This window comes from Herbiconiux sp. SALV-R1 (assembly GCF_013113715.1).
GTDB lineage: Bacteria > Actinomycetota > Actinomycetes > Actinomycetales > Microbacteriaceae > Herbiconiux.
The window spans coordinates 3,414,811-3,439,307 of sequence record NZ_CP053344.1 but is presented as its reverse complement, the minus strand read 5'-3'; the positions used below and the strand labels follow the sequence as shown (position 1 = coordinate 3,439,307).

General features: G+C 69.5%; 18 protein-coding genes. 6 read left to right on the top strand and 12 right to left on the bottom strand.

Features of this window, described 5'->3' with window-relative positions:
• Positions 1 to 3 precede the first annotated feature (3 nt).
• The 3 genes from HL652_RS16370 to HL652_RS21930 all read right to left on the bottom strand — a co-directional run bounded on the left by HL652_RS16370 (position 4) and on the right by HL652_RS21930 (position 6,627).
• Entirely contained in the window at positions 4 to 2,769 is a 2,766-nt protein-coding gene (locus HL652_RS16370) for an alpha-L-rhamnosidase (RefSeq protein ID WP_171706292.1), read from the bottom strand.
• A 98-nt stretch (positions 2,770 to 2,867) separates the two neighbouring features.
• Positions 2,868 to 6,446, bottom strand: coding sequence for a sugar-binding protein (locus HL652_RS16365; RefSeq protein WP_171706291.1), 3,579 nt, complete (start codon positions 6,444 to 6,446; stop codon positions 2,868 to 2,870).
• A gap of 58 nt (positions 6,447 to 6,504) precedes the next feature.
• Positions 6,505 to 6,627: a hypothetical protein gene (locus tag HL652_RS21930; RefSeq protein WP_256371278.1), complete on the bottom strand. Its 123-nt coding sequence runs from the start codon at positions 6,625 to 6,627 to the stop codon at positions 6,505 to 6,507.
• A gap of 69 nt (positions 6,628 to 6,696) precedes the next feature.
• On the opposite strand from HL652_RS21930, the gene HL652_RS16360 reads away from it, so the two are divergent.
• The 5 genes from HL652_RS16360 (at position 6,697) to HL652_RS16340 (ending at position 12,237) form a co-directional block, all read left to right on the top strand.
• Positions 6,697 to 8,058, top strand: a complete 1,362-nt coding sequence (locus HL652_RS16360; protein WP_171706290.1) for an extracellular solute-binding protein — start codon at positions 6,697 to 6,699, stop codon at positions 8,056 to 8,058.
• 74 nt (positions 8,059 to 8,132) lie between these two features.
• Entirely contained in the window at positions 8,133 to 9,077 is a 945-nt protein-coding gene (locus HL652_RS16355; protein WP_171706289.1) for a carbohydrate ABC transporter permease, read from the top strand.
• Positions 9,074 to 10,024 carry a carbohydrate ABC transporter permease gene (locus HL652_RS16350; protein WP_171706288.1) on the top strand — a complete coding sequence of 317 codons (951 nt, stop codon included), beginning with the start codon at positions 9,074 to 9,076 and terminating at the stop codon, positions 10,022 to 10,024. The genes HL652_RS16355 and HL652_RS16350 overlap by 4 nt, the downstream gene beginning before the upstream one ends.
• Positions 10,021 to 10,899 carry an NAD-dependent epimerase/dehydratase family protein gene (locus tag HL652_RS16345; RefSeq protein WP_171706287.1) on the top strand — a complete coding sequence of 293 codons (879 nt, stop codon included), beginning with the start codon at positions 10,021 to 10,023 and terminating at the stop codon, positions 10,897 to 10,899. The genes HL652_RS16350 and HL652_RS16345 overlap by 4 nt, the downstream gene beginning before the upstream one ends.
• Positions 10,900 to 10,968: 69 nt before the next feature.
• On the top strand, positions 10,969 to 12,237 hold the full coding sequence (locus tag HL652_RS16340) for an enolase C-terminal domain-like protein (protein ID WP_253743360.1): 1,269 nt from the start codon (positions 10,969 to 10,971) through the stop codon (positions 12,235 to 12,237).
• A gap of 236 nt (positions 12,238 to 12,473) precedes the next feature.
• Here HL652_RS16340 and HL652_RS16335 read toward each other — a convergent pair whose 3' ends face one another.
• The 9 genes from HL652_RS16335 to HL652_RS16295 form a co-directional block, all read right to left on the bottom strand.
• Positions 12,474 to 13,367, bottom strand: coding sequence for a PDDEXK nuclease domain-containing protein (locus tag HL652_RS16335; RefSeq protein ID WP_371743517.1), 894 nt, complete (start codon positions 13,365 to 13,367; stop codon positions 12,474 to 12,476).
• 49 nt (positions 13,368 to 13,416) lie between these two features.
• The gene (locus HL652_RS16330; RefSeq protein ID WP_171706286.1) at positions 13,417 to 14,421 is read right to left on the bottom strand and encodes a LacI family DNA-binding transcriptional regulator; all 1,005 of its coding nucleotides are present in this window, start codon (positions 14,419 to 14,421) and stop codon (positions 13,417 to 13,419) included.
• Positions 14,422 to 14,452: 31 nt separating this feature from the next.
• Positions 14,453 to 15,064: a 2'-5' RNA ligase family protein gene (locus HL652_RS16325; protein ID WP_171706285.1), complete on the bottom strand. Its 612-nt coding sequence runs from the start codon at positions 15,062 to 15,064 to the stop codon at positions 14,453 to 14,455.
• A 53-nt stretch (positions 15,065 to 15,117) separates the two neighbouring features.
• Positions 15,118 to 16,257 (bottom strand): ABC transporter ATP-binding protein, encoded by a 1,140-nt coding sequence (locus HL652_RS16320; protein WP_171706284.1) that lies wholly within the window; start codon positions 16,255 to 16,257, stop codon positions 15,118 to 15,120.
• Positions 16,254 to 17,888, bottom strand: a complete 1,635-nt coding sequence (locus HL652_RS16315; protein ID WP_253743358.1) for an ABC transporter permease — start codon at positions 17,886 to 17,888, stop codon at positions 16,254 to 16,256. Before HL652_RS16315 ends, HL652_RS16320 begins: the two co-directional genes overlap by 4 nt.
• Positions 17,889 to 18,063: 175 nt before the next feature.
• Positions 18,064 to 19,080, bottom strand: a complete 1,017-nt coding sequence (locus tag HL652_RS16310; protein WP_216603917.1) for an ABC transporter substrate-binding protein — start codon at positions 19,078 to 19,080, stop codon at positions 18,064 to 18,066.
• A 190-nt stretch (positions 19,081 to 19,270) separates the two neighbouring features.
• Positions 19,271 to 20,890, bottom strand: coding sequence for an amidohydrolase (locus tag HL652_RS16305; RefSeq protein ID WP_171706281.1), 1,620 nt, complete (start codon positions 20,888 to 20,890; stop codon positions 19,271 to 19,273).
• A gap of 63 nt (positions 20,891 to 20,953) precedes the next feature.
• The gene (locus HL652_RS16300) at positions 20,954 to 22,462 is read right to left on the bottom strand and encodes a sodium:solute symporter family protein (protein ID WP_216603916.1); all 1,509 of its coding nucleotides are present in this window, start codon (positions 22,460 to 22,462) and stop codon (positions 20,954 to 20,956) included.
• A 130-nt stretch (positions 22,463 to 22,592) separates the two neighbouring features.
• The gene (locus HL652_RS16295) at positions 22,593 to 23,441 is read right to left on the bottom strand and encodes a nitrilase-related carbon-nitrogen hydrolase (protein WP_253743356.1); all 849 of its coding nucleotides are present in this window, start codon (positions 23,439 to 23,441) and stop codon (positions 22,593 to 22,595) included.
• 83 nt (positions 23,442 to 23,524) lie between these two features.
• Here HL652_RS16295 and HL652_RS16290 point away from each other — a divergent pair, with 83 nt between their 5' ends.
• Positions 23,525 to 24,493 (top strand): LacI family DNA-binding transcriptional regulator, encoded by a 969-nt coding sequence (locus HL652_RS16290; protein WP_171706280.1) that lies wholly within the window; start codon positions 23,525 to 23,527, stop codon positions 24,491 to 24,493.
• The last annotated feature ends 4 nt before the right edge of the window (positions 24,494 to 24,497 follow it).

The window sequence follows — 24,497 nt, the reverse complement described above, 5'->3', positions numbered from 1 at the left end:
GTTTCACATATCAACATGAAGCGCTCGCAATCCCCGATCGATTTCGTCGGTCAGCCACGCCGGGGGCGAGACCGCCGCGAGTTCCGCCCGGAGGCTCCGGCCGGGCACCCAGCGGGCGAAGGCGTCGAACTCGCGGGCCAGATCCGGGTCGTGCCGGGCGAGGAGCTGGGACACGAGGGCGCACGCGCCGGGGTGGTCGGCGAGGGTGGCGAGGTCGTCGTCGAGGGTGAGCGGCTCGCGGGTTCGCGCGGCGCGCCGCGGAGCATCCGTTCGCCATTCATAACGACCGGGGCCCACCGTGAAACGGGTGAGGCCGGGCAGCACCACTTCGGCGCTCGCGCCGGGCGGCACGACGGCGGCCACGACGACCGTGGGTCGGGCGGGGTCGTCGGAGTCTCGCCGCCACCGCACCTCCGCCCGCCCGTACGGGGTGTCGTGCTGCACGGCCGCGTGGTCGAGCGCCTCGACGAACCACGGCTCGATGCGCAGCCGACGGTAGCCCGGTGCCGCGGGTGCGAGCCCGCCCACCCGGCGGTGCAGCACGTCGGCGACCGAGCCCAGGGCGTAGTGGTTGAACGAGGTCATGCCCGAGGGGTTGATCGAACCGTCGGGGAGCATCGAGTCCCAGCGCTCCCACATCGTGGTGGCGCCCATGGTGACGGGGTAGAGCCACGACGGGCACATCCGCTGCAGCAGCAGCTGCTCGGCGGCGTGCGCCTGGCCGTTGTCGAGGAGGGCGTCGAGCACGTGCGGTGTGCCGAGGAAGCCGGTGGCCATCCGGTAGCCGCCGGCGCGCAGGAGGAAGGCGAGCCGCTCGGCCATCGCCCGCCGCACGGAAGCGCTGTCGACGAGTCCGAAGGCCAGCGTGAGGGCGTAGGCGGCCGGGGCGTCGGACATGAGCCGGCCCGCCGGGGTGAGGTAGCTGCGGGTGAAGGCGGTGCGGATCTCATCGACGACGCGTGCATAGTGCGACGCGTCAGCCTTCCGAGTCGCTCGCGCCGCCGGGTCGGTGGCGAGGCGTGCCGTCGCGGCGAGGGCGTCGGCCAGCAGCCGGGTCGAGCGGAAGAGCCAGGCCGTCGCCACCAGGCCCGGGTCGGCCTTCGCCTTGTCGGGGCGGGAGGACGTGGGGTCGAGCCAGTCGCCGTACTGGAAGCCTCGCTCCCACAGCCGCTCGGGGCCGGCCGCCGCGAGGGCGTGGTCGACCCAGGCGGCCATGCTGGGCAGCTGCCGCTCGAGTAGGCCGAGGTCCCCGTAGCGCTCGAACAGCACGCTCGGCACCACCGTCGCCGCGTCGCCCCAGCCCGCGGCGGCCACGTCGCTCAGCTCGCCGAGCACGTCGGGCACCACGGTCGGCACCCTCCCGCCGCGCTCGCGCTGCTCGAGCGAGAGGTCGGCGAGCCAGCTGCCGAAGAACGCGTCGACGTCGAAGAGGGACGCGGCTGCGGGAGTGAACACCTGGGCGTCGCCTGTCCAGCCCATCCGCTCGTCGCGCTGGGGACAGTCGGTGGGCAGGGCCAGCGCGTTGCCGCGGAGGCTCTGTACTACGTTCTCGTGGAGACGCTCGAGGAGCGGCTCGGAGCAGCTGAACCATCCCGTGCGCCAGAGCTCGGTGTGCAGCACGACGGCGCGGAAGGCGTCGGGCTCGAGCTGGCCGGGCCATCCGCTCACCTCGACGTAGCGGAAGCCGTGGAAGGTGAACTCGGGCTCCACCGCCTCGGGGCCGTCGCCGGCGAGCACGTGCGTGTCGATCGAGGTCGCGGCGCGCAGGGCCCGCACGCAGAGCTCGCCGTCTTCGAGCACCTCCGCGTGGCGCAGGGTGACGGTCGCGCCCCCCGGACCGTCGACGATGTACCGCACGCGGCCCACGACGATGCGTCCGAAGTCGAGTACTTTCGCTCCCGACGGGGTGGTGAGCAGCTCCACCGGGGCGAGCTCCTCGATGCGGCGCACGGGCTCGACATCGATCGACTCCGGCTCGAGTGCGAGCGGGCGGGTGGCGACCGGATGCCACGACGAGTCGTCGAAGAACGGCTGGTTCCAGCCGGGTTGCCGGCGCCGCGCATCCGTCGTCTCACCGGCGTAGAGGCCGCTCGACACGAACTCGCTCTCGACGGTGCTGCGCCAGCCGTCGCCGGAGGCGAGGTGCTCGACGGTGCCGTCGGTGTGCTCGAGCCGCAGCTCGACCGAGACGGCGGGCTGGTCGCCGTAGAAGCGGGCAGCGCGCGCCCCGAAGCCGTACGCCTCGGTGTACCAGCCGCCCGCGAGCCGCACGGTGAGGGCGTTGCGGCCGGGGCGCAGCAGCGGGGTGACGTCGGTGGTCTCGTGGGCGAGGCGGTGCTGATACGCCGTCCACCCGGGTTTGAGTACGTGGTCGTCGACGTCGACGCCGTTCACGGCGACCTGGTAGACGCCGAGCGCGGTGGCGAACAGGGTGGCCCGGGTGACGGAGGCCGCGACGTCGAGCTCGGTGCGCAGCAGCACGGGCTGCGCCTCGGCGGTGGGTGCGGGGTGCGAGAGCAGGGGAGCGCGCCAGGGTTCGGTGCGGAAGGCGGTGGTGAAGGGGAGCGGGTCGCTCCAGGGGGTGGGCGAGCCGTCGTCGCCCACGAGCTGCAGTTCGAGCGAGTGGTGCGTGCCCGGCTCGAGCGGGGCGAAGGGCCAGGGCACGAGCACCGAGTCGGCCCCGGGGAGCTCGCGCAGTTCGACCCCGTCGAGGCGCAGACGCGCTGCGGCCTGCGACCACGGCGCGTCGGCCTCGATCGTCCACGACACCGGCGGGCCGGGCTCCGTGATCGGAGCCCGGCCGCGTCGGCGGCCCAGCCTCAGCGACGCGATGCGCGCCGAGGCCGGGCCGTGCCCGTCGGGGGTGTTCAGCTCTCCGCCCGGCGGTGTCGCACGAGCGCGAAGGCGCCGGCTCCGAGGAGGAGGAAGGCGACCACGGCGAGCACTCCCGCCGCCGCGTTGCCGGTCTCGCCGAGCGCCGAGGCGCCTGCCGATCCGCCACCGGTTCCGTCAGCCGATCCGCCGGTGCCGTCGCCGTTGCCGTTGCCCGGGGCGCCCGGGGTTCCGGGGGCCGGCGTGCCGCCGGGCGTGCCCGGGGCGGGCGTGTCGGTGGGCGTGGGCGTCGGCGTGCCGGTCGGCTCGGGCGTCGGGGTCGGCTCGGGCGTCGGCTCCGGCTCCTCCGCCGCGAGCAGGCGCAGCGCGTTGAACTGCGCCGAGTCCTTCTCGGCGGCGATGCCGCCACCCCAGGCGATGTAACCGGCGCGACCGGAGCCGTCGGCCTCGTTCACGAGCAGCGATCCGCTGAACAGCGCCGAGTCGGCACGCACGCCGCCGAGGCGCTGCCAGGGCACCGCCACCTCGTACACCGTGCGGCCGGTGTCGTCGTCGCGAGTGATCTGCACCTGCGAGCCGGTCACCGTGCCGGCTCCCTCGCCCACCGACAGCCAGCGGTAGAGCTGGGGGCCGTCGGCGGTGAGGGCGACACCGAACTCGTTCCAGGTGGTCGCCTCGCCGGGCGCACCGTCGGCCACGGTGAACTGGATCGAGTCGCCCTGCCAGATCGTGCTGCCCGAGGAGGGCTGGTCGTGCACGTCGTCGGCGATGTCGGCGCTGAGGTACAGGTTGTCGTCGTCCCAGGTGTACCAGACCGTGCCCGACAGGTCGGCGGGGCCGGTCGAGTCGACGGTCTGGTCGTCGCCGACCGCCTCGAGGTCGATCGACGGAACGCCCTCGAGGTCGTCGAGCACCCCGTCGACGTCGATGGTGCGGTGCGCGACCTCGGCCGCGGCGCCCACGTCGAGCGGGCGCACGCTGCCGGATGCGGTGAGTTCGCGGCCGTCGACCGTCGCCAGGGCGGTCCACCCGGTGGCGTCGGCGATGTCGGCGAGCGGCACGTCGGCCACGAGCTCCGACGCGCCGGCCAACGCACCGTCCGTCACCAGCACGCCGGAGGCGTCGCCGAGCGTGTACGACAGCTCCGACACCGTGGTGGCTTCGGGGGAGGCGTTGCTCACCCGAAGCCGCAGCACCGAGGCGCCGTCGGCGTCGATGGCGTGACCGCCCGAGAGCTGGAGTGCCTCCGACACCGTGGTCGAGGCGCTGAGCGTTCCGAGATAGCTCCCGCCCTTCGTCAGTGAGCCCGACACGCTGTAGTCGCCCGTGGCGGTGGGGGCGGGCAGCTCGAAGTCGAGCGTCGCCTGCTCCCCGGCGGCGACGGTCTGCGAGACCTCCGTACCGTCGGTGAACGCCAGGGTGAACGCGGTCTCGGTCGCGCCCGCCGTGTTGTCCATGGTCCAGTGCGCCGAGACCGGCGCTCCCACGAACGCGGCGTCGAGCGTGAGCGAGGTGGCGGAGCTCACCGGAGCGGAGATGTCGCCGCTCAGGTACACCGGGGCCTCGCCGAGGTCGAGCGTGAGCTCGGCGCCGTCACCGGCCTCCACCGTGTGGGCCGCACCGTACGCATCCGTGATGGTCACGGTGCCGGTCGCCTCGACGCTCACCACCTGGGGGCTCAGCGACCACAGCGCGCGCAGCGGGCCGCCCGGCGTGGTGAAGCCGAGGTTCCAGACGTCGGCGATGCTCTTGTCGCGGTCGGTGAAGTTCGCGCCGGCCAGCTGGTGGGCGGCGGTCGAGTAGGCGACGTAGCCGGGCTTCGGGGTGAAGGCGCCGAGCGCGTCGTCGGGGTGGTGCAGCAGACCGAAGTTGTTCTCGGTCTCGGCCGGGTCGGTGCCGTCGTTCACGAAGTCGTAGTAGTAGTACCGCTCGACGCCGTCCATGGTGGCGATGAGGGCCGACTTCGCCACGTTCGCGGCCTGCGAGGCCTCGCTCACCGCGCGGGCGTTCGTGCCGGTGGGCCAGCCGTGCTCGGTGATCCACATCGGCTTCGACTGGCCGTCGTTGTATTCGCGCACCAGCGCGTCGACCTGCTCGAGCCGGTCGGCCAGAGCCTCGGCACCCGCCGGGTAGCTGTACGGGTGCAGCACGATGCCGTCGACGTAGTCGAGCGCGCCGAGGGCGAAGGTGTCTTCGAGCCACGAGGTGTTGAGATCGGCGACCGCCGGGCCGATCACCGGCAATCCGGGCGCCGCGGCCTTGACGGCCGGGGATGCCGACTTCAGCAGGTTCACGTAGTCGGCAGCCGAGACGTTGGTGTTGCCGCCGAGACCGAGGTCCCACTCGTTCCACAGCTCGATGCCCGAGGCGCTGCCCTGGAACTCGCTCGCCATCGCCGCGGCGTAGGAGGAGTAGGCGGCGACCGCCTCGTCGCTCACCGGGCCGTTGCCCGAGTCGTAGAGCGGGTTGCCGTAACCGGCCAGCAGCAGCGGGGCGACACCCAAGTCGTCGGCCTGGTCGAGGAACTCGGCGCGCGGCCGGGCCCAGTCGTAGACGCCGGGCTCGGTCTCGACCTCGCTCCAGTAGACCTCGTCGCGCAGCTGGGCGAAGCCGCCCTCGGCGAGCAGCTGCATGCTGTCGGGGCTCCAGCTCTGGCCGTAGTGCGTGGCGGCGGCGAAGCGGCCTTCGGCCGATTCGTCGCTCGGCAGCGGCTCCGCGAGCCGGGCGAAGGTGGTCTCCTGGTGACCGATCACCGTGTCGCCCTCCCAGGCGTCGACGGCGAGCGCGTACCAGCCGAGGTCGAGACCGTCGATGTCGAGCGAGCCGGTGCCGCCCGCCACCTGGTGCTCGCCCGACGAGACGACGGCGCCCGAGGCGTCGGTCACCCGCCAGTCGAGCCGGTCGGCGGTCGTGGTGTACGGGAACGCGGTCGGCTCGCCTGGGGTGAACACGTTGCCCACCGTGCTCTGGCCGAGGGTGAACGACGACGCCTGGTCGGCGGCGTGCGCGACGATGTCGTCGACGAGCAGGGTCGCCGTGGGCACCGAGGTGTCGGTGCGCGCGAAGGCGTTCAGCACGAAGCCGAGCTGCTGGGCCGGGCCGTGCCAGACGCCGTCGGCGGCGCCGCCCCACGAGCCGTGCTGCTCCTCGCCGGCCGGCGAGGCGAGGGTGATCTCCTGCCAGCCGTCGGATGCGGGAACGGGAAGGAAGGTCTGGTGCGTCTGGCCGGTGCTGTCGACCAGTTGCACCCCGAGGCTCGAGACGTTGACCGTCTTCACCCAGAAGCTGAGCGAGTCGACCTCGACTCCGGAGAGCGGGCGGTAGGCCATCTCCCATCCGGCGTCGGTCACCGCGGCGGTGTCGAGATCGATGGCGAGCGCCGCAGCGCCCGAGTGGGAGTCGGCCGAGACGGCCGCGGGCACGCCGCTGCCGGTGGTGCCGTCGAAGCTCACCCCCGACCAGCCGTCGGCCGACTCGACGCCGAGGTCGGTCGTGGCTGCGGATGCTGCGGTGGCGGGCGCCAGCAGGGCGACCCCTGCGAGGGCTGCCGTGGCGATCACCGCCAGGGCGCGCCGGGCGCGGCGGCGGGGGAAGGGCGGGGGATGACCTGACACCTGTTGTCTCCTCGTCGAGTTGTCGATGTAGGAAAAGCGTTTTCCTTGTGGGACATTCTCAGGACAGCGCCGTGCCGGTGTCAAACGGTTCTTCAGAAACCGGCGTTGACCACATTTCCGCATCATTCGGCGGAATTTCTTCATTCGGGTTTTGACGAGCGGCCCGTTCGGTGGTAGACATCGATCAGGGAAAGCGATTTTCTTCCCTGCACCCCCGTCCTCATCCTCAGATCCTCCCCAAGGAGTTTCAATGACGAAACGCATCCGCTCAGCAGCGGCTCTCCTCGCCCTCGGCGGTCTCGCCGCGGCCACCCTCGTCGGGTGCTCGAGCGGCACGTCCGCCGAGTCCGACGGCAAGGTCGTGATCCAGATCGGCGACCGGCCGAGCGCCGACCGTCCCGAAGACCGTCAGTACTTCGACGACCGCGTCGCCGCGTTCGAAGAGGCCAACCCCGACATCGACCTCGACCCCGTCGAGACCGGCTACGACGCCACCACCTTCCAGGCGCTCGCCGCCGGCGGCAGCCTGCCCGACGTCATGAGCGTGCCGCTCACCGAGCCGCAGGGCCTCATCGCCCGCGGTCAGGCTGCCGACCTCACCGACGCCCTCAAGGCCGAAGACCTCTACGACTCGCTCAACCCGACCATCCTGAAGCTCGCCGAGAACGGCGACGGCCAGGCCTTCGCCATTCCGACCAACGCCTACTCCTTCGGCCTGGTCTACAACCGCGACCTGTTCACCAAGGCGGGCCTCGACCCCGAGAACCCGCCCACCACGTGGGACGAGGTGCGCGAGGCGGCCAAGGCCATCAAGGCGGCCACCGGCGCCGCCGGCTTCTCGGTGCTCAGCACGAACAACACCGGTGGCTGGCAGTTCACCGGCATCACCTACTCCTACGGCGGAACCGTCGAGAACGCCGACGGCAGCGAGGCGACCTTCGACGACACCCCGTCGACCGACGCGCTCGAGACCATCAAGGCCATGCGCTGGGAAGACGGCACCCTGCCCGAGAACGCGCTCTACGACGTGCAGTCGCAGGGTCAGGACTTCGCCGCAGGCAAGATCGGCATGGTCATCGGAGCATCCGACTACTACTACACCGTGGTGCAGAATCTGAAGCTGCCGGCCGAGAACTTCGGCATCGGCGGCATGCCGCAGAACGACGGTGTCAACGGCACCCTCAGCGGCGGCACCGTGCAGATCGTCAACCCGTCGGCGACCGAGGAGGAGAAGGAGGCCGCCGTCAAGTGGGTCAAGTTCTTCTACCTGCAGCCCTACCTCGACGAGGAGACCGCCGTCGCCGCCGCGAAGGCGTCGAACGAAGCGGGCTCGGTCACCGGTCTCCCCGGTCTGCCTGTGGTGAACTCCGACGAGTACGACACCTACTTCCAGTGGATCGCCGACTACGTCAACGTGCCCACGGCCAACTTCGCCCCCTACCAGGCAGCCTCCACCGAGATCCCGGTCGTGGCGGAGCCGGTGAACAACGCGCAAGAGGTCTACGGTGCACTCGACACCGTGGTGCAGACCGTGCTCACCGACCAGAACGCCGACATCCCGGGCCTGCTCGGCCAGGCTCAGTCGGACGTGCAGTCGCGACTCGGTCGCTGACGCACCGGGGAGGCGGGCTTCGTGGTGGGGCCCGCCTCCCTCTCTCCCTTCCACCACCACGACAGGAGTTCCCGATGAGCGAACAGCTTCGTCTGCGTCGCACCGCCGTTCCCCGGGCGGGTGACGTGCCCGCCCTCACCCGGCGCTGGCGCCGTGCCCGGCCCGGGTTCGTGGCGCTCGGCATCGCCCTCCCGGCGATCCTCGTCTACCTCTACTTCTCCTGGGGGCCGATCGTCAGCTCGCTCATCATGAGCTGGCAGAACCCGATCCCGGGTGGCACCGCGGAGTGGGTGGGGTGGGACAACTTCACCTACGTGCTGAGCGACCCGGGCCTCCCGCAGGCCGCGCTCAACACCGTCTACTACACGGTGCTCGCCGTGCTCTTCGGCTTCCCGGTGCCGCTCGCGCTCGCCGTGTTCATCTCGGAGCTGCGCAAGAGGAGCTGGTACTTCAGCGGGCTCGCCTACCTGCCCGTCGTGGTGCCGCCGGTCGTCGCCATCCTGCTCTGGAAGTTCTTCTACGAGCCGAGCTCCGACGGCGTCTTCAACTCGATCCTCGGGCTCGTCGGCATCGGCCCGCTGCCCTGGCTCAACTCCACCGCCATGGCGATGCCCTCCATCGTGCTCGAGACCACCTGGGCCGGTGCCGGCTCTGCGGTCATCATCTACATCGCCGCGCTCACCAGTGTTCCGAGCGAGCTCTACGAGGCGGCCGAGCTCGACGGCGCCGGCATCTGGAAGCGGGTGTGGCACATCACCCTCCCGCAGATGCGCGGCATCATCGGTACGATGCTGCTGCTGCAGGTGATCGGCACCATGCAGATCTTCACCGAGCCCTTCCTGTTCACCGGGGGCGGGCCGCAGAACGCCACCAAGACCCTGCTCATGTCGGTCTACGACTACGCCTTCATCAGGGTCGACTACGGCGCGGCCACCGCGCTCAGCGTGCTGCTCGCCGTCGTGCTCAGCATCTTCTCCGTCGCCTACCTCCTCCTCACCCGCCGTTGGAGCCGCTCATGACCGCCGCAGCCCCTCGCATCCGCCCCCTCGGCGGCCGGGCCCGCCGCCGGGCCGAGAACGCCGACCCCGAGACCCGCACCAACATCTCCGACGCCGACCGCTCGCGGCCGGTGGTGCGGGCCACCCTCGCCATCGGGCAGGTCGTCGTCTTCGTGCTGCTGCTCATCGCCGGCCTCGGCCCGCTGGTGTGGCTGGCGCTCGCGGCCGTCTCGCCCACCCAAGACCTCATCCAGGGCCCGTTCTCCTTCTTCAGCAGCGGCACCGTGCAGTGGGAGAATCTCGGCATCGCCTGGGAGCGCGGCCGCATCGGGCACTACCTCCTCAACACGGCGATCCTCGCGCTCGGCTCGATGGTGGCGACGCTGTTCATCTCCACCACCGCGGCCTTCGTCATCACGGTGCTGAAGCCGCGCTGGGGCGGACTGTTCTCGGGGGCGATCCTCGCGACGCTCTTCATCCCGGGCATCGTCTCGCTGGTGCCGCTCTACCTCACGGTGCGCGACCTGCCCGTGGTCGGCATCTCGCTCGTCAACACCTGGTGGGCGGTGTGGCTGCCGGCGGCGGCGACGGCCTTCAACGTGCTCATCATCGCCCGCTTCCTCGAGGGCATCCCGGCGGAGCTGTACGAGGCGGCGCGCATCGACGGCGCGGGGGCTCTGCGCATCCTGTGGAGCATCGTGCTGCCGCTGGCCCGCCCCATCCTCGGCGTCGTCGGGCTGCTTACGGTGGTCGCCTCCTGGAAGGACTACCTCTGGCCCCTCCTCGTGCTCCCGAACCCCGAGAACCAGCCCGTGTCGGTGGCTCTGCCGAGGCTCGCCGAGCAGACCGAGCTGAGCGTGCAGATGGCGGCACTGTTCCTGTCGCTGATCGTGCCGGTGGTGCTCTTCCTCATCTTCCAGCGCCAGTTCCTCCGTGGCGCCAGCATGTCGGGAGGGATCAAGGGATGACCCGCGTCCTCGTCACCGGCGCCGACGGCATCATCGGTCGCGCCGTCTCCGAACGCCTCCTCGCACAGGGCTACCAGGTCACCGCACTGTCCCTGTCGTACTCCGGCGCGCATCCTGCCGACCGCGTGCTCGAAGGAGACGCCACCTCGGTCGCCGACGTCGCCCGGGCGCTCGACGGGGCGGATGCGCTGGCCCACTTCGCCGCCATCCCGCACCCCAGCCTCGGCACGCCCTACGACGTGTTCCGGGTGAACACCGACTCGACCTTCAACGTGCTGAGCCAGGCGGGTGAGCGCGGCATCGGGCGCGCCGTCATCGCGAGCAGCATCAACGCCATCGGGTACCCGAACAACCCGCACGACGTGCTGCCGCCGAGCTTCCCGCTCGACGAGTCGACGGTTCCCGACATCGCCGACGCCTACTCGCTGTCGAAGCTCGTCGACGAGCGCACCGCGGCCCTCGCGCATCGGCGGTGGGGTGTCGACGTGATCGCGTTGCGCTTCCCGCTGGTGAAGTGGCCGCACGTGCTCGAGGAGGTGCGGGCCGAGATCTCGGACGACCCGGGCCGCCTGGTGCGGGAGGGGTGGTCGTACCTCACGATGGCCGATGCCGCCCGAGCCGTGCAGTGCGCGCTGGAGTCGGATGCGCGGGGCGCGCAGGTGATCGCCCTCAGCGCCCGCGACACCCTGCTCGACACCCCGAGCGCCGAGCTGCTGCGGCGGTGGGCCCCGCAGGTGCCGGTGACGGCGCCGATCGTCGGCAGGCAGAGCCTCGTCGACACGAGCCGGGCGCGCACGCTGCTCGGGTTCGAGGCGGCGGAGTCCATCCACGACGGGTCGGCGACGCCGTCGCCCGCCGCGCTGCCTGCGGGCTGACGCTCGCCCGCCACCCTTCCTGCCGCCCTCATCAGCTCGTCGCCCTCATCACCTAGGAGTTCCCGCACCGTGTCCGATCTCGACGTGACGCCCGCCACCTTCGCCCAGCCCTGGGTGCCGCGCGACGACGTGCGCATCACCGACGTGCGGGCCATCGTCACCGCGCCCGAGGGCATCCCGCTCGTCGTCATCCGCATCGACACCAGCGACGACGGTCTCTACGGGCTCGGCTGCGCCACCTTCACCCAGCGCTGGAAAGCGGTGACGGGGTACCTCGAGCACGTGCGGCGGCTCGTCGTGGGCCGCTACCCGGGCGATATCGAAGACCTGCTGCGCGTCATCCGTTTCACCGGCTACTGGCGCGAGGGGCCCGTCGGCAACAACGTGCTCTCGGGCATCGACATGGCCCTCTGGGACATCGCGGGCAAGCGCGCCGGCGCGCCCGTCTACGAGCTGCTCGGCGGGCGCGTGCGTGCCGCCGCCGACACCTACCTGCACGCCGAGGGCGCCACGCCCGAGCAGACCGCCGAGCATGCGCGGGAGTTGATGGATGCGGGGCTGCGGCACGTGCGCATCCACACCGGCCAGCCGGGCATCGGCCACTACGGCGCCCCGCCCTCGGGCGACGAGTACACCTGGGCGAAGACCCCGACGGGCTGGCGGGTCGACGAGTACCTGCGCCGCACGCCTGCCCTGTTCGCACGTATGCGGGAGCTGCTCGGCGAGGAGGTCGAGCTGCTGCACGACGTGCACTCGCGGCTCACCCCGAAGACCGCCGTCATGCTCGCGCGCTCGCTCGAGGAGTTCAGGCCGTTCTTCCTCGAAGACGTGCTCGCGCCCGAGTTCTGGGACCGCCTGCCCGAGGTGCGTGCCGCCTCACCCGTGCCCCTCGCCGTGGGTGAGCTCGCCACGAGCGCCACCGAGGCGGCGCGGCTGGTGCGGTCGCACGCGGTCGACTTCATCCGCTGCCACCTCTCCGACATCGGCGGCCTCAGCGCTGCCCGCCGCCTCGCCGTGCTCGCGGAGTTCGAGGGCGTGAAGACGGCCTGGCACTCGCCCGGCGACGCGTCCCCCTTCGCGGTCGCCGCCGCCGTCGCACTCGACGTGTCGAGCCCGGCCTTCGGCATCCAGGAGGGCCACGTCTACAACGAGGCCACCCACGAGGTGTTCCCCGGCATGATCGACATCGTCGACGGCTGGCTCACCCCCAACGACGCCCCCGGCTGGGGCATCGACCTCGACGAGACCGCCGCCGCCCGCTTCCCCGCCGCCCTCTCCGGCCACGACGCCTGGGCCGCGGGCGTCCGCGCCCCCGACGGCGGGCTCCTCGCGCCCTAGCGCGCACCCGCGCGCCGCGCGCCTCATCGACCCGTCACGATCCGCCCTCTGAGCGCCCTCCAGGGGGCGGATCGTGACGGGTCGATGGTCGTTCACGCCTTCTTAGGGTCATAACCCTGTTGCAGCCTGAGCGATCTGGATGAGCCTGGCCTCGCTGGGGAGGTCAGCTGCTTCGGTGGGCGGCAGTTCGTAGCGGGCTACGGAGATGGGCTGATTCGTGCCCGCCAGCGAGTACCTCACCAGGTTTCGTTCCTGTCTTTGACGAGGAGGATGCCGATGGTCGGGCGGTGAACGTCGCTGATCCGCAGTTGAGCGTCGACGAGGGCCACGTAGAAGCCCAACTGGCCCGCGTCGCGGGGATCGAACTTGGTGGTCTTGAGCTCGAGCACCACGTATCTCAGCTGAGTGACGTGAAAGAACAGCAGGTCGACGTAGAAGTCGTCACCGTCGACCTCAAAATGAACCTGGCGACCGACGAAGGCGAACCCGGGTCCGAGTTCGTGAAGGGTCTGGACGATCTGCGAGGTGAGGCGGTTCTCGAGGTCTCGCTCCGATGTGTCGGCATCGATTGCCAGGAAGTCGAGGGTGAAGGGGTCTTTGGTGATGTGCTGCGCGAGCTCGGAATCCATGCGGTCGAGCGACTTGGCAAAGTTGCTGGGCGCGTTCCCAAGGCGGGTGTGGAGCTGTGAGGTGATGTGGTGGACGAGGACGGGTCGACTCCAGCCATGAGTGACGTCCTGTTCCGCGTACCAGTCTCGCAATTCGGCGTCGTCGATCTTGCTGAGCAGCTCGATCACGTGCCCCCAGGGCAATTGTCCAACGGCCCGTTGGACGATTGCCGCTTCGTCCCAGTTCTGGGCAAAACGTCGCATCGTGAAGAGATTGGCGCGCGAGAAACCCTTCATCGTGGGAAAGGCGTCTCGCAGGTCCTCGGCCAGCCGCCCGATGACCCCACTTCCCCAGGAAGCGGTCTCCTGGCGAGCGACGATGGTGGCGCCGATGTGCCAGTAGAGGCGGAGCAGCTCGGTGTTGGCCGCTCGTTGAGCCGTGTACCTCGCCTGACGAACGCGTGTTTTGAGGTGCTCGAGAGTGGCCGCGTACTCGGACTCTGCGACCTTGAGCATCAGCATCCCTTTCAAAATTAAGGAACACTCAGTATAGCCGCCATGCGGCGGCGGGTCAGGTGTTGCCGGAGGGGGAGGCGAGGGTGCTGCCGGCGATGAAGTCGCCGACGAAGGTCTCGTGTGCCGGTGCGGTCTGGGTTCCGTCGAGGCGACGCATCATGATGTCGGTCGCCGCCACGGCCATCTCCTCGACGGGCTGGCGCATCGTCGCCAGTCCGAACAGGGGGGAGCGGTAGACGCCGACGCCGTCGAAACCGGTGACCGATACCTCCTGAGGAGAAGGGACGCCCCAGGTCGCGAGGGTCTCGAGGATGGCGACCGCAGACGGGTCGTCGCCGGCCATGATCGCGGTCGCGCCGTCGTCGAGCGCGCGGCGCAACCCCTCGGCGAACCCGTCGATTCCGACACCGGGGATCATCGTCACCGTCGCGCCGTGCGCTTCGAGTGTCTCGCGATAGAGATCGGTGCGGCGCTGCAGCACGATCGACGCCGCGGTGTGCCCTGCGGTGAGGGCGACATGCCGGTGCCCGGCCCGCAGCACCTGCGCCGCCATCTCGATCTCGCTCGCGGCATCGATCGAGACGGAGTCGAAGGCGTCGTCGTCGGAGGGAAGACCGACCAGCACGGTCGGCACGAAGGAGGCCGCGTGTTCAGCTGCGGCCAGCGACGCCCGCCCCGAAGCGATCATGATGCCGGCGACCCGATGCCCGAGCAGGTTGTCGAGAGCTCGCATCTGCATGGCGTGGTCGTCGCCGCCGTTGACGATCAGCAGGTCGATGCCACGCGCGTCGGTCACCGCCTGAACCCGTGCTGCGATCTCGCCGTAGAACGACCGCTCGGCACCACGCAGCAGCAGCCCCACCGTCGTCGGTGCCGAGCTGGCCAGTTCCGCCGCCCGACGGTCGCGCACGTAGCCCAGCCGAGCCGCGGTCGCGAGCACGTGCTCGATGGTCTCCGCGCTGACCCGCGATTCCCCCCGGAGCGCCCGGCTGGCCGTCGACTTCGAGACACCGGCGGCGTCGGCGACGTCGGTGAGCCCGACTCGAGCGCGGTGGTTCACGATGCGGTACTCCCTTCGTCTGCCCGGCAGTCTAATGTCCGAGCGCCCACTCCCTGATCGTCTCGAAACGGAAGACACCGGCCTCCCTGTCCTGGTCGACGGCCACCAGGCTCACCGACGACAGACCCATGGCCGTGGCCTTCGCGGCCGGGGTCAGATGACGCCGGATCACGGCGTCGTCGGTCTCCTCGATGCAGTAGCTGACCGTGTAGTGGGGTGCATACGGAGACGCGGTGAGAGTCTGCCGCAGACCCGCGTCGGCCAGTGTCTGCCGAATCGTCGCGACCAGCGCAGACCAGTGCAGACTGAGGCCGCCGACGGCCTCGACCGCATGCGACCTCACGGTCGGAGGCGCGAACCTGACCTCGAACTCGGGGAGCAGCTCGAAGGCCGGCCCGAGAGCGTCGAGGATCGACGCCCATCGGGGGTCGACGAGGTCGTCGGCGTAGGCGTCGAGCCGCTGCACCGTGACGTGGAGGTACTCCTCCGGCATGCGCCCCAGACCCGGCACAGTCGAGAGGGCCGACGAGACCGAGCGGAAGTCCCGCCGGAGCTGCTCTCCCTCGGCGGGAAGCGCGTAGAAATGGAGGCAGCCCGATGGTCTTCGCCATTCGGTGTCGGCGCGGTCGAAGAATCGTTGCATCTACCTGCTCCGTCTCGGGTCGGTCTCGAGCTGAGCTGGTGCTGTGGCGTCGATCATTCGGTGATGAGCCAGACCTCGGATGCCGAGAACCGGCAGCTCACCTCGGTACCTGCCTCGAGCTGGCGCTCGGTTCCGTTCGCCTGACCCTGCAGCTTTCCGTAGGCGGTGTCGACGGTGTAGCGGGTGATCGCCCCGTCGAAGGCCGAGAAGAGGACGGTGCCGGGGATGCCCTGCCCGGGAGGCCCGACATGGAGATTCTCGGAGCGGACGAGCGCCTTGCCCTGCCCTCCCTGAACGGCCCGGTCGTCGCACGGCACGTCGATCATCGTGCCGGCGATTCCGATCGTCGCCGTGCGCGGAACCCCCGCCGCGCCGTCGTTCACCGCGAACACCTCGACGTCGAGGAAGTTCGCCGTGCCGAGGAAGGATGCGACGAAGAGCGAGTCGGGTCGGTGATAGATCTCCTCGGGAGTCCCCACCTGCTCGATCCTCCCCTCCCTCATGACCACCACGACGTCCGACATCGTCAGCGCCTCCGACTGGTCGTGGGTGACGAAGACCGAGGTGATCCCGAGGCGCTGCTGGATCGACCGGATCTCCTCCCGCATCCGCATCCGCAGCTTGGCGTCGAGGTTCGAGAGGGGCTCGTCGAACAGCAGGATGCTCGGCTCCATGACCACCGCTCGCGCCAGGGCGACTCGCTGCTGCTGACCTCCGGAGAGCTCGTGCGGGAACCGCTTCGCGTATTGCTGGATGCCCATCAGGTCCATCACCGTCGCGATGCGCTCGCCGCGACTCTGCCGGGGCTCACGTTTGATCTTCAGGCCGAAAGCGATGTTGTCTTCGACGGAGAGATGAGGGAACAGGGCGTAGGACTGGAACACCATCGACATCGGGCGCTTGTTCGGCGCCGTCTTGACGATCGACTTCCCGTCCACCCTGATGTCGCCGCTGGTCGGGGTCTCGAAACCGGCGATCATGCGGAGGGTCGTCGTCTTGCCGCAGCCTGAGGGCCCGAGGAGGGTGACGAACTGACCGGGTTCGAGGCTGAGGGTGAAGTCGTCGACGGCGCGCGCATCCGCTCTGCCCGTGGTGTACGACTTGGCGACACCGATGAGCTCCAGTGCGCCCTGCGACTTCTTGCCGGTCGCCGGTCGCCGGTCCGTCTTCTCGGTCGAGGTGGTGGTGGTCATGAGGCGGTTGTCCTTTTGGATCGGTTGAGGCGGCGGAGAAGGAGCGAGGTGATGCTGAGGATGATGAGCACCATCACGATGAGCACCGTGCAGTAGGCGAAGGCGTTGCCGAACCTCCCGGCATCGACCTCATCGAGGATCTGAGCCGTCATGACCTTGGTCTGCGGCGTCGTGATGAAGATGATCGCCGTGATCGTCGTCATCGATTTCGTGATCGCATAGGTCACCGCCGTGATGATGGCGGGGCTGATCAACGGGATGGAGATTCTGACGAACGTCGTGAACTGATTGGCGCCCAGTGAGATGGCGGCCTCGTCGACCTGCGGGTTGATCTGCTTCAGCGACGAGATCGAGGCCTGCTGCCCGGTCGGGATGCCGCGGGCGATGAAGACCATCACGATCGCGACGGAGCCGGCGCCCGCAGCCAGGCCACCGGCGAGGGCCGGGAGGATCTGCTGTCCGAACAGCCAGGTCGGCTGCGAGTAGGCCAGGGCGAAGCCGAGGCCCAGAACGGTGCCCGGGATCGCCGACCCGAGCATGCCCACGAAGTCGAGCACCCGGCCGAAACGCTGGAAGTGCCGTACCACCAGCCACGCGATGCAGACGGCGAGGGCGGCGGCGATCGGCGCCGCGACGAGGGTCATGGTCAGCGTCGTGCGCATGGCATCGGAACCGAGTCTCCAGACGAACTCGTAGTGCTCGAAGGTGAAGGAGTTGTTGACGCCGAGGATGCTGACGAAGCCGCCCACGAGAATGGTTCCGAAGACCAGGATGACGAGTGCCATCCAGGCTGTCACGACCGTGAGCACGGGAATCCGCACCGCGAGGCTCTCCATCGGGCGGATGCGACCTGTCGGCTTTCCCGTCACCGTGACGACCGACTTCTTGCCGGCCCAGTACTTCTGGATGACGAACACCAGGAGGGCGGGTACCAGCAGCACGAGGGCGATCCCCGCGGCTGCGGCGATGTCGCCGCTCCCGGCGATCGCGAAGTAGATCTGGCTCGCGAGCACGCGGAACGACCCGCCGAGAACCAGAGGGTTCGCGAGATCGGCGATCCCCTCGACAAAGAGGATGAGGAAAGAGGTCAGAAGCGACGGCACGATCATCGGCAGCATGACCCGGAAGATCGTCCGCACCTCGCTGGAGCCGAGAGCAGCCGACGCCTCGAAGAGGGAGGGGTCGAGGTTCTCCAGCATCCCGCGGATGTTCATGTAGGCCAGAGGTGTGAAGGTCATCGAGACGACGAGCACCAGTCCGCCGAGGCCGTAGATGTCGAGTTCTAGTCCGAACAGGTGGTAAGACACGATCCCGCGCCGACCGAACAGGGTGATGACGGCCGTGGCGGCCGCGAACGGCGGCGAGATGAGCGGCAGCAGGGTGAGCCAGTGCAGCAGCCTCTTGCCGGGGAAGACGAGGAACACCTGCGCGAAGGCGGAGACGAGGCCGATCATCGTTCCGACGATGCCGACCAGAACGCCGAGCACCAGGGAGTTGGTGAGGGTGGTGACGTCGGTGGTGAAGGATGCCCCGATGGCCTCGAGGCCAGCCGGGGACGTACCGGCGGCCAGGAGCTTGCTCACGGGGAGGCCGAGCAGAAGGGTCAAGGCGACGAGCACGACCGCGAGCACGAGCCAGACGCTCGTTCCGCGATGGGCCGTTGCACGGGTGGGGCGGCTTCTGCGGGATCTCTGTGTCGGCGGAAGCGCGAGAGGTAGGTTCATGTCCTCGTCCTGTTCGAGAATGGATGGAGGGGTTCGGTGGCCACTCGACGGCCACCGAACCCCGGTCGGCGGGGGTGACCGGTTACTCGGTGGCGGAGGACTGCGACGCCACGTCGCTCTCGAAGCGCGCCAGAAGCGCTTCGCGACTGTCGGCCGCCTTCTGGAGGTTCCATTCGACCTTGTTCACCGCATCCTGATCGGGCACCGACGAGCCCTGCTTCGCATCGGCGAGAGTGGGTGCCGCGTACGAGGGGACGTCGGCGTAGAGGTTCTGAGCGTCGGTCGAGAGGATCCAGTCCATGTAGGCCTTCGCGCCTTCGGCGTTACGGGCGTCTTTGAGGACGGAGACGGCGCCGACCTCGTAGCCGGTGCCCTCCTCGGGGTAGCTCGTGACCAGGTCGGAGTAGCCCGCCTCCTTGGCCTTCACGCAGTCGGAATCGAGCGAGATGGCCACGGCGACCTCGCCTCGCCCGGCGAGCTCGGTGCCGCTGGCCGCCGACTTGGAGTACTGCAGCACGTTCTGGTTGAGCTGCGTGAAGTAGTCGATCGTCTCGTCTTCGGCCCCGCCGTTCAGTGTGTCGACGGCGAACATCGCCATGTACCCGACTCCGGCAGTCGCGGGGTGGGGCATCGAGACGGTGCCCTTCAATGCGGGGTCGAGGAGGTCGTCCCACGACGTCGGCGCGTCGATGCCGAGCTTGTCGAGCTCGGCCTGGTTCGAGCAGAACCCGACCGAGTCGGTGTAGAACCCCGACCACACCCCGTCGGCGTCGTTGTACTCGGCGGCGAGCGCCGACGCGTTCGGCGAGACGTAGGGCTCGATGAAGCCGCGGTCGTCGGCGATGAGGTGGTTCTCCGCCTGGCCGCCCGACCAGACGTCGAACTCGCCCGGGGTCGTCTCGAGGCGCGCGAGCACCTCGCCGGAGCCGAGGCGCACGTAGGTGGCGTCGATGCCGGTGTCAGCCGAGAACGCGGCGGTGATCGCCTGGCAGAAGTCCTCCTGCTGCGAGCAGGCGATGTTGAGCGACCCGGAGGCCTGGGGTGCCGTCGTAGCCGCACCCTGCCCCTCGGGCGGCGAGCATGCGGACATCGTGAGCATCAGGGATGCTCCGACGGTGACAGCGGACAGCTTGGTGGTAATGCGCATCATTGAGCCTTTCAGACCATCTCCGGGTGCTGCGGGAGCGTTCCCGCAGATGAATCATGCATCGTCTTCTCCGCCATGTCAATGACGCGGGCGACTCACGAGCAGCCGCAGGATCCCGCCGACGACCCCGGGACGGAAGGGCTCACGCTTGGTGGGTGAGCACGCCTCCGGTGATCGTCGCCGTGACGGAGGTGTCGAACGACCCGGTGGTCAGGGGATCCTCCTCGAGGATCACGAGGTCGGCGAGCTTTCCCGGCGACAGCGAGCCGCGGGACGCACTGATCCCGCAGGCCGCGGCGCTCCCGGTCGTGTAGAGCGCGAGGGCTTCGCGCGGCGAGACTCGCTCCGCCGGGTCGCCGAAGACCTGCCCGCTCGCGGTGAGCCGCCCGATATAGGCGGTCATCCCTCGCAGCGGATCCCCGTCGGCGACGGGTCGATCTGAGCTGCCACCGACGACGACGCCCCGTTCGAGGAACGACTTCACGCGATACGCCCAGCCCGCACGTCGCGGCCCGAGGGAGCGGGTCATCGCGTCGCCGCCGTGCTCGAAGAAACTCGCCTGGGGTGTGACCGCGATGCCGGCGCGTGCGATTCTCGACAGCTGGTCGGGGCGCACGATCGACGCGTGTTCGATCCGGTTCGGCATCGTTCGCGGCCGGCCGCGCTGCTGGAGGTCTTCAAGGCAGTCGAGGGCCAGGTCGATCGCCCTGTCGCCGATGGCGTGCACCGCGAGCGACCAGCCCGCGGCGTAGGCGCGCTCCATGGCGTGCCGGAGCTCTTTCGGATCGTCTTGGAAGTATCCCGATCCCGGATGCGAACAATAGGGTTCGCTGATGGCGGCCGTCTGCCCGAGCAGGGAGCCGTCGAGGAAGACCTTGGCGGGCCCGAGCGACAGGAGGTCGGAGCCGAAGCCGCTGTGCAGACCTAGATCGAGCCCGAGGCCGTCGCCGTCGTCGGGGTGGGCGTCGAGGCCGTGGAGCGCGTCGAGCACGGGCATGACCTGGGCGCGAGCGGCGAGTGATCCGGCTGCCACAGCCCGCTGGTAGGCGGCGAGCTCGACCGGGCTCTGACCGATCCACCCCGCTCCGATGCCGGCGTCGGTGAAGCTGGTGATGCCCTGCGCCGCGTACCTCCGGGTCGCCACCTCGACTGCCCGTTGTAGCAGCTCGAGCGGCCTCGGACGGAAATGCGCCTGGAAGATCTCCTGAGCCGTCTCCTCGACCCTCCCGGTCGGCGCACCGTACCCGTCACGGCTGATTTCGCCCCCGGCGGGGTTCGGATGGCGAGGGTCGACAGCCCCCACCCTTCGGAGGGCGGCGCTGTTGACGAAAGCGAGGTGGCCCGAGTTGTGTCGCAGGAAGACGGGGGTCTCGCCGGTGGCGAGGTCGACCGCGGACAGCTCGGGGTAGCCTCCGACGATGTTGTGATCGAAGCCGTTGACGACGAGCCAATCGTCTACCGACCCGCCACGCTCGACGATTGCCGCGCCGAGCGCGGCGTAGAGCTCGTCGAGGCTACGGCACCGGTCGACCGAGGGCTCCAGGATGCTCAGCCCGAACCAGCTGGTGTGACAGTGCGCATCGATGAAGCCCGGGAAGACGGCCCGTCCCCCTGCATCGATGACCTCGCGGCTCGTGACGCCTCGGAGGTCGTCGTCGAGACCGACGATGCGACCGTTCAGGATGCCGATCGATGACGCGCGAGGTGTGTCGCCGTCGAAGGTGTGGATCGTCGCGTTCTCCACGACGAGATCGAGCTTCATGGTGTCTCCTGCTCCCTGCCACCGGATCGGCCGCGGCTCGCCAGGCAGCGGCCGATCCGATGGTCAGCGTGCGGTTGTCGTGACCAGTTCGTCCTCGTCGTGGGCGGCGGCGCTCTCGCGCCAGAGCCGCTCGGTCCAGGCGTCACGGTCCGCGTCGGGCTTCGCGGCGTAGGCGCAGACCACGTAGACGGCGGTATTCACCACGAGCGCGGCGACGCCCGAGGTGAGGCCGCCGAGCCACGGGATCGAGACGGGGTAGAAGTACTGGAGTACGGCAGCGGTGACGAATCCCGTGATCATGCTGAGCACGGCCCCGGTTGCGGTGCCCCGCCGCCAGAAGACCCCGAGCAGCAGGGTCGGAGCGAGCTGCACGATGCCCTGGTACGAGATGAGGGCGAGCGAGAGGAGGCCTGCGCTGACGTTGACGGTGAACAGCGCGCCGATCGCCGACACGAGGGTGACCGCCGCGACGGCGATCCTGCCTGCGCGTGCACTCTGGATGCGCGTTCTGGTCAACGGGCCCACGATGTCGTTGGCGGTCTGCGTGCCGACCGCCTGCAGGTTCGCGCCCACGTTCCCCATCGTCGCAGCGACGACGCAGATGCTGGCGACGGTGAGGAGGGCGACCCCTCCCACCTGTGCGACAGTGAACCAGACCCGGTCGGGTGCCGCTGCGACCTCCGGGATGCTGCCGGCGAGGAAGGCCACGAGCAGCACCGCCGTGCCGAAGACCAGCAGGATCGGAGCGGCCTGCCAGGCCGTGCGCTGCACGGTGCGTGCGCTCTTCGCGGTGAACAGGCGCATGAAGATGTCGGGCCAGCACCAGGTGCCGAGTGCGCCGGTCAGCGTGATCGACAGCGCGTACAGCGGCCCGAGCTCGCTGTCGGGGCCGGGCAGCGTGAAGAAGGATGCGGGGACGTCGGCGAAGCCGTGGCCGTTGGTGAGGAGCCAGACGATGAGGCCGATGGCGACGAGGGTGCCGCCGAAGTAGGCGACGATACCCTGCACCATGTCGCTGATGATGATGCCCCGCATGCCGAACCGCACCGTCCAGATCTGGCGCACGCCGATCACGACGACGCTGATGATCACGGCGAGAAGCGGCCCGACCGCCCCGAAGGAGAGCACGTCGAAGACGAGGGCGAGCGACTGCATGCCGAGGATGATCCAGGGGATCGTGGCGATGATGCCGATGACGGCCGAGACGGCTTGCACGGGCTTCGACCTGTAGCGAAGGCCCAGCAGATCGGATTGGGTGCGCAGATCGTGCTTTCGACCCCAGGTGTGCACGTGCCGAGCCAGGGCGTGCATCAGAAACATGCCGAGGAGCGCGTAGGCCACGAGGTAGAAACCGATGAGCCCGGATGCTGCGGCGAGCCCGGCGAAGGAGATGAAGACGGTGCCGGGGAGGAACGTGTTGAGGTAGGCCATGGTTCCGTAGAACGGCCCGAACGACCGTCCGGCCGTGGCGTACTCGCTGAAGTCGGCGTCGCGCTTGCGGGTCAACTCCATGACCAGCGTCACGGCGACCAGGAACAAGCCGATCCCCGCGTATCCGATGAACATATCCATGATCTTTTCCGATCTGTGTGGGTGGAAGGGAGTGGTGCGTCGGTGCAGGCGCCCTTCTGAGGCGTGGGGTGAGACCGGGGTCGGGTCGGGATGGTGCGGTGGGGGCACGCGGTGGCGGCCGGGCATCCGGTCAGGCGGATGGGGAGCGGGAAGCGTCGCGCAGGGTGGCGCGCTCGATGATGGCGAGGTAGTCGACCGCCGCACGAGCCCCGTCGAGCACCTCTCGGGTGACGTCGCCGACGACGAGCTGCTCGTGCGGTCCCGCGGTGACGACCCTGCGCCCATAGGGGTCGGCGAGCACACTCGAACCCGAGAACGCGGGTTCGCCGTGGTTCGCGTAGGCGATGAAGAGCTGGCTCTCGAACGCCCGGGTGGGAACGACCATGAGCGAGACCTGACGGGTGTCGAGCGGGTTGGGCCCGCTGGGGGTGGGCTCGCGCAAGGGGACCGCGGTGGGAACCAGCAGGAGCTCGGCCCCTCGCACCGCCACGTCGCGCACGAACTCCGGGAACTCGACGTCGAAACAGATACCGAGGGCGACCGCCCAGCCGTCGATCTCGACGATCTCCGGTCGCTCGTCGCCCGGGAGGAACATCGCGCGCTCGTCGGCGCCGAAAAGGTTCCGCTTACGGTAGCGGGTGACCTCGTGGCCGTGCGGGTCGAACAGGGATGCAGTGATGTGGGCGACGTCGTCGATGCGCTCGACCGTCGATCCCACGAGCCAGAGCCCTTCGCGCCGCGCGGCTGCGGCAAGCTCGGCGCGATCGGCCCATCCGTCGGTCGCGGCCACGTCGCGCGGCGCGTAGGAGCTCAGGAAGAGCTCGGGAGTGACGAGGACAGAGGCGCCCAGGGCTCGCGCCTCCATCGCAGCGCGGCCGAGGGCGTGGGCGTTCACCTCGTTGCGGGGGCGACTTGTTGCTTGGAAGAGCGCGACGCGCATGAGTTCGTGCCTTTCGTGGGTGCCGTAACGTTGCGGCATGCATGAGAGTATGCGGGCACCGCTGCAATGGCGTCAAGCGCTGGTTCTCGAATAGGCTTCGACGAGCGCGATTGGAGGAGGCCGTGGCAGCGCCCACCATCCCTGAGATAGCGAAGGAGCTCGGTCTCAGCAACACCACCGTCGCCGATGCCTTGCGGGGCACGGGGCGCGTCGCAACGTCGACCCGCGAGCGGGTGAAGCGCTACGCGGAGTCGGCGGGCTATCGCGCCAACCGGTCGGCTCGGCAGCTGCGCACGGGCTCGGCTGAGGCGGTCGGCCTCTACATCGGATCCGACGTGCGGAACATGCCGTTCTACATGCCCTTCACCTTCGGTGTCATGGAAGAGCTGGCCAACCGCGGTCTCGACACGACCCTCATCTCCCACGCTCCGGCGAATTCGACGGCGGTGCAGGTGGGCGGGCTGCTCGTCATCGACGCCCTTCCCGACGACCCCGTGCTCGAGAGCCTGCTGCGGTCGGGTGTTCCGCTGGTGTCGGCCGGCCGCCTGGCGAGTGCCGACAGCCCAGCGATCTCGTCGATCTCGATCGACTACCCCTCCACCATCAAGGCGGCATTCGATCTGCTCGACGCCAAGGGCGGACACCGCCCGGCGCTTCTGGCTCCCGAACCCCGCGACCCTCTGGCCTGGTCCGAGCAGATCGTCGCGACCTACCACGCGGTGTGCTCCGAGCGCGGTGTGCGGCCCCTGGTGCTCAGGCTCCCCTCCTACGCGACGAATGAACGACTCCGAGAGGCTCTCGACACCGTTCAGGCCGATGGGTCATTCGACAGCCTGTTCTTCTCCTGGCAGGACATCGCCGATCGGTCGCACGCGCTCCTCCTCGACCGACAGGGCGAGGTGCCCACCTGGGCGACGGCGACCCTCATCGACTCGCGAGTGGACACGCACTATCCCTACGATGTCCTGGTCAATCTCGACGCGCGGCGGTTCGGGGTCTCGGCGGCGGAGTTGCTCGCCACGGTGATGGAGCGGCCGGAGGAGGCGGGTTCGCACCTCACGCATCCGGCGCAGGTGACCTCGGGCAGCTGAGTCG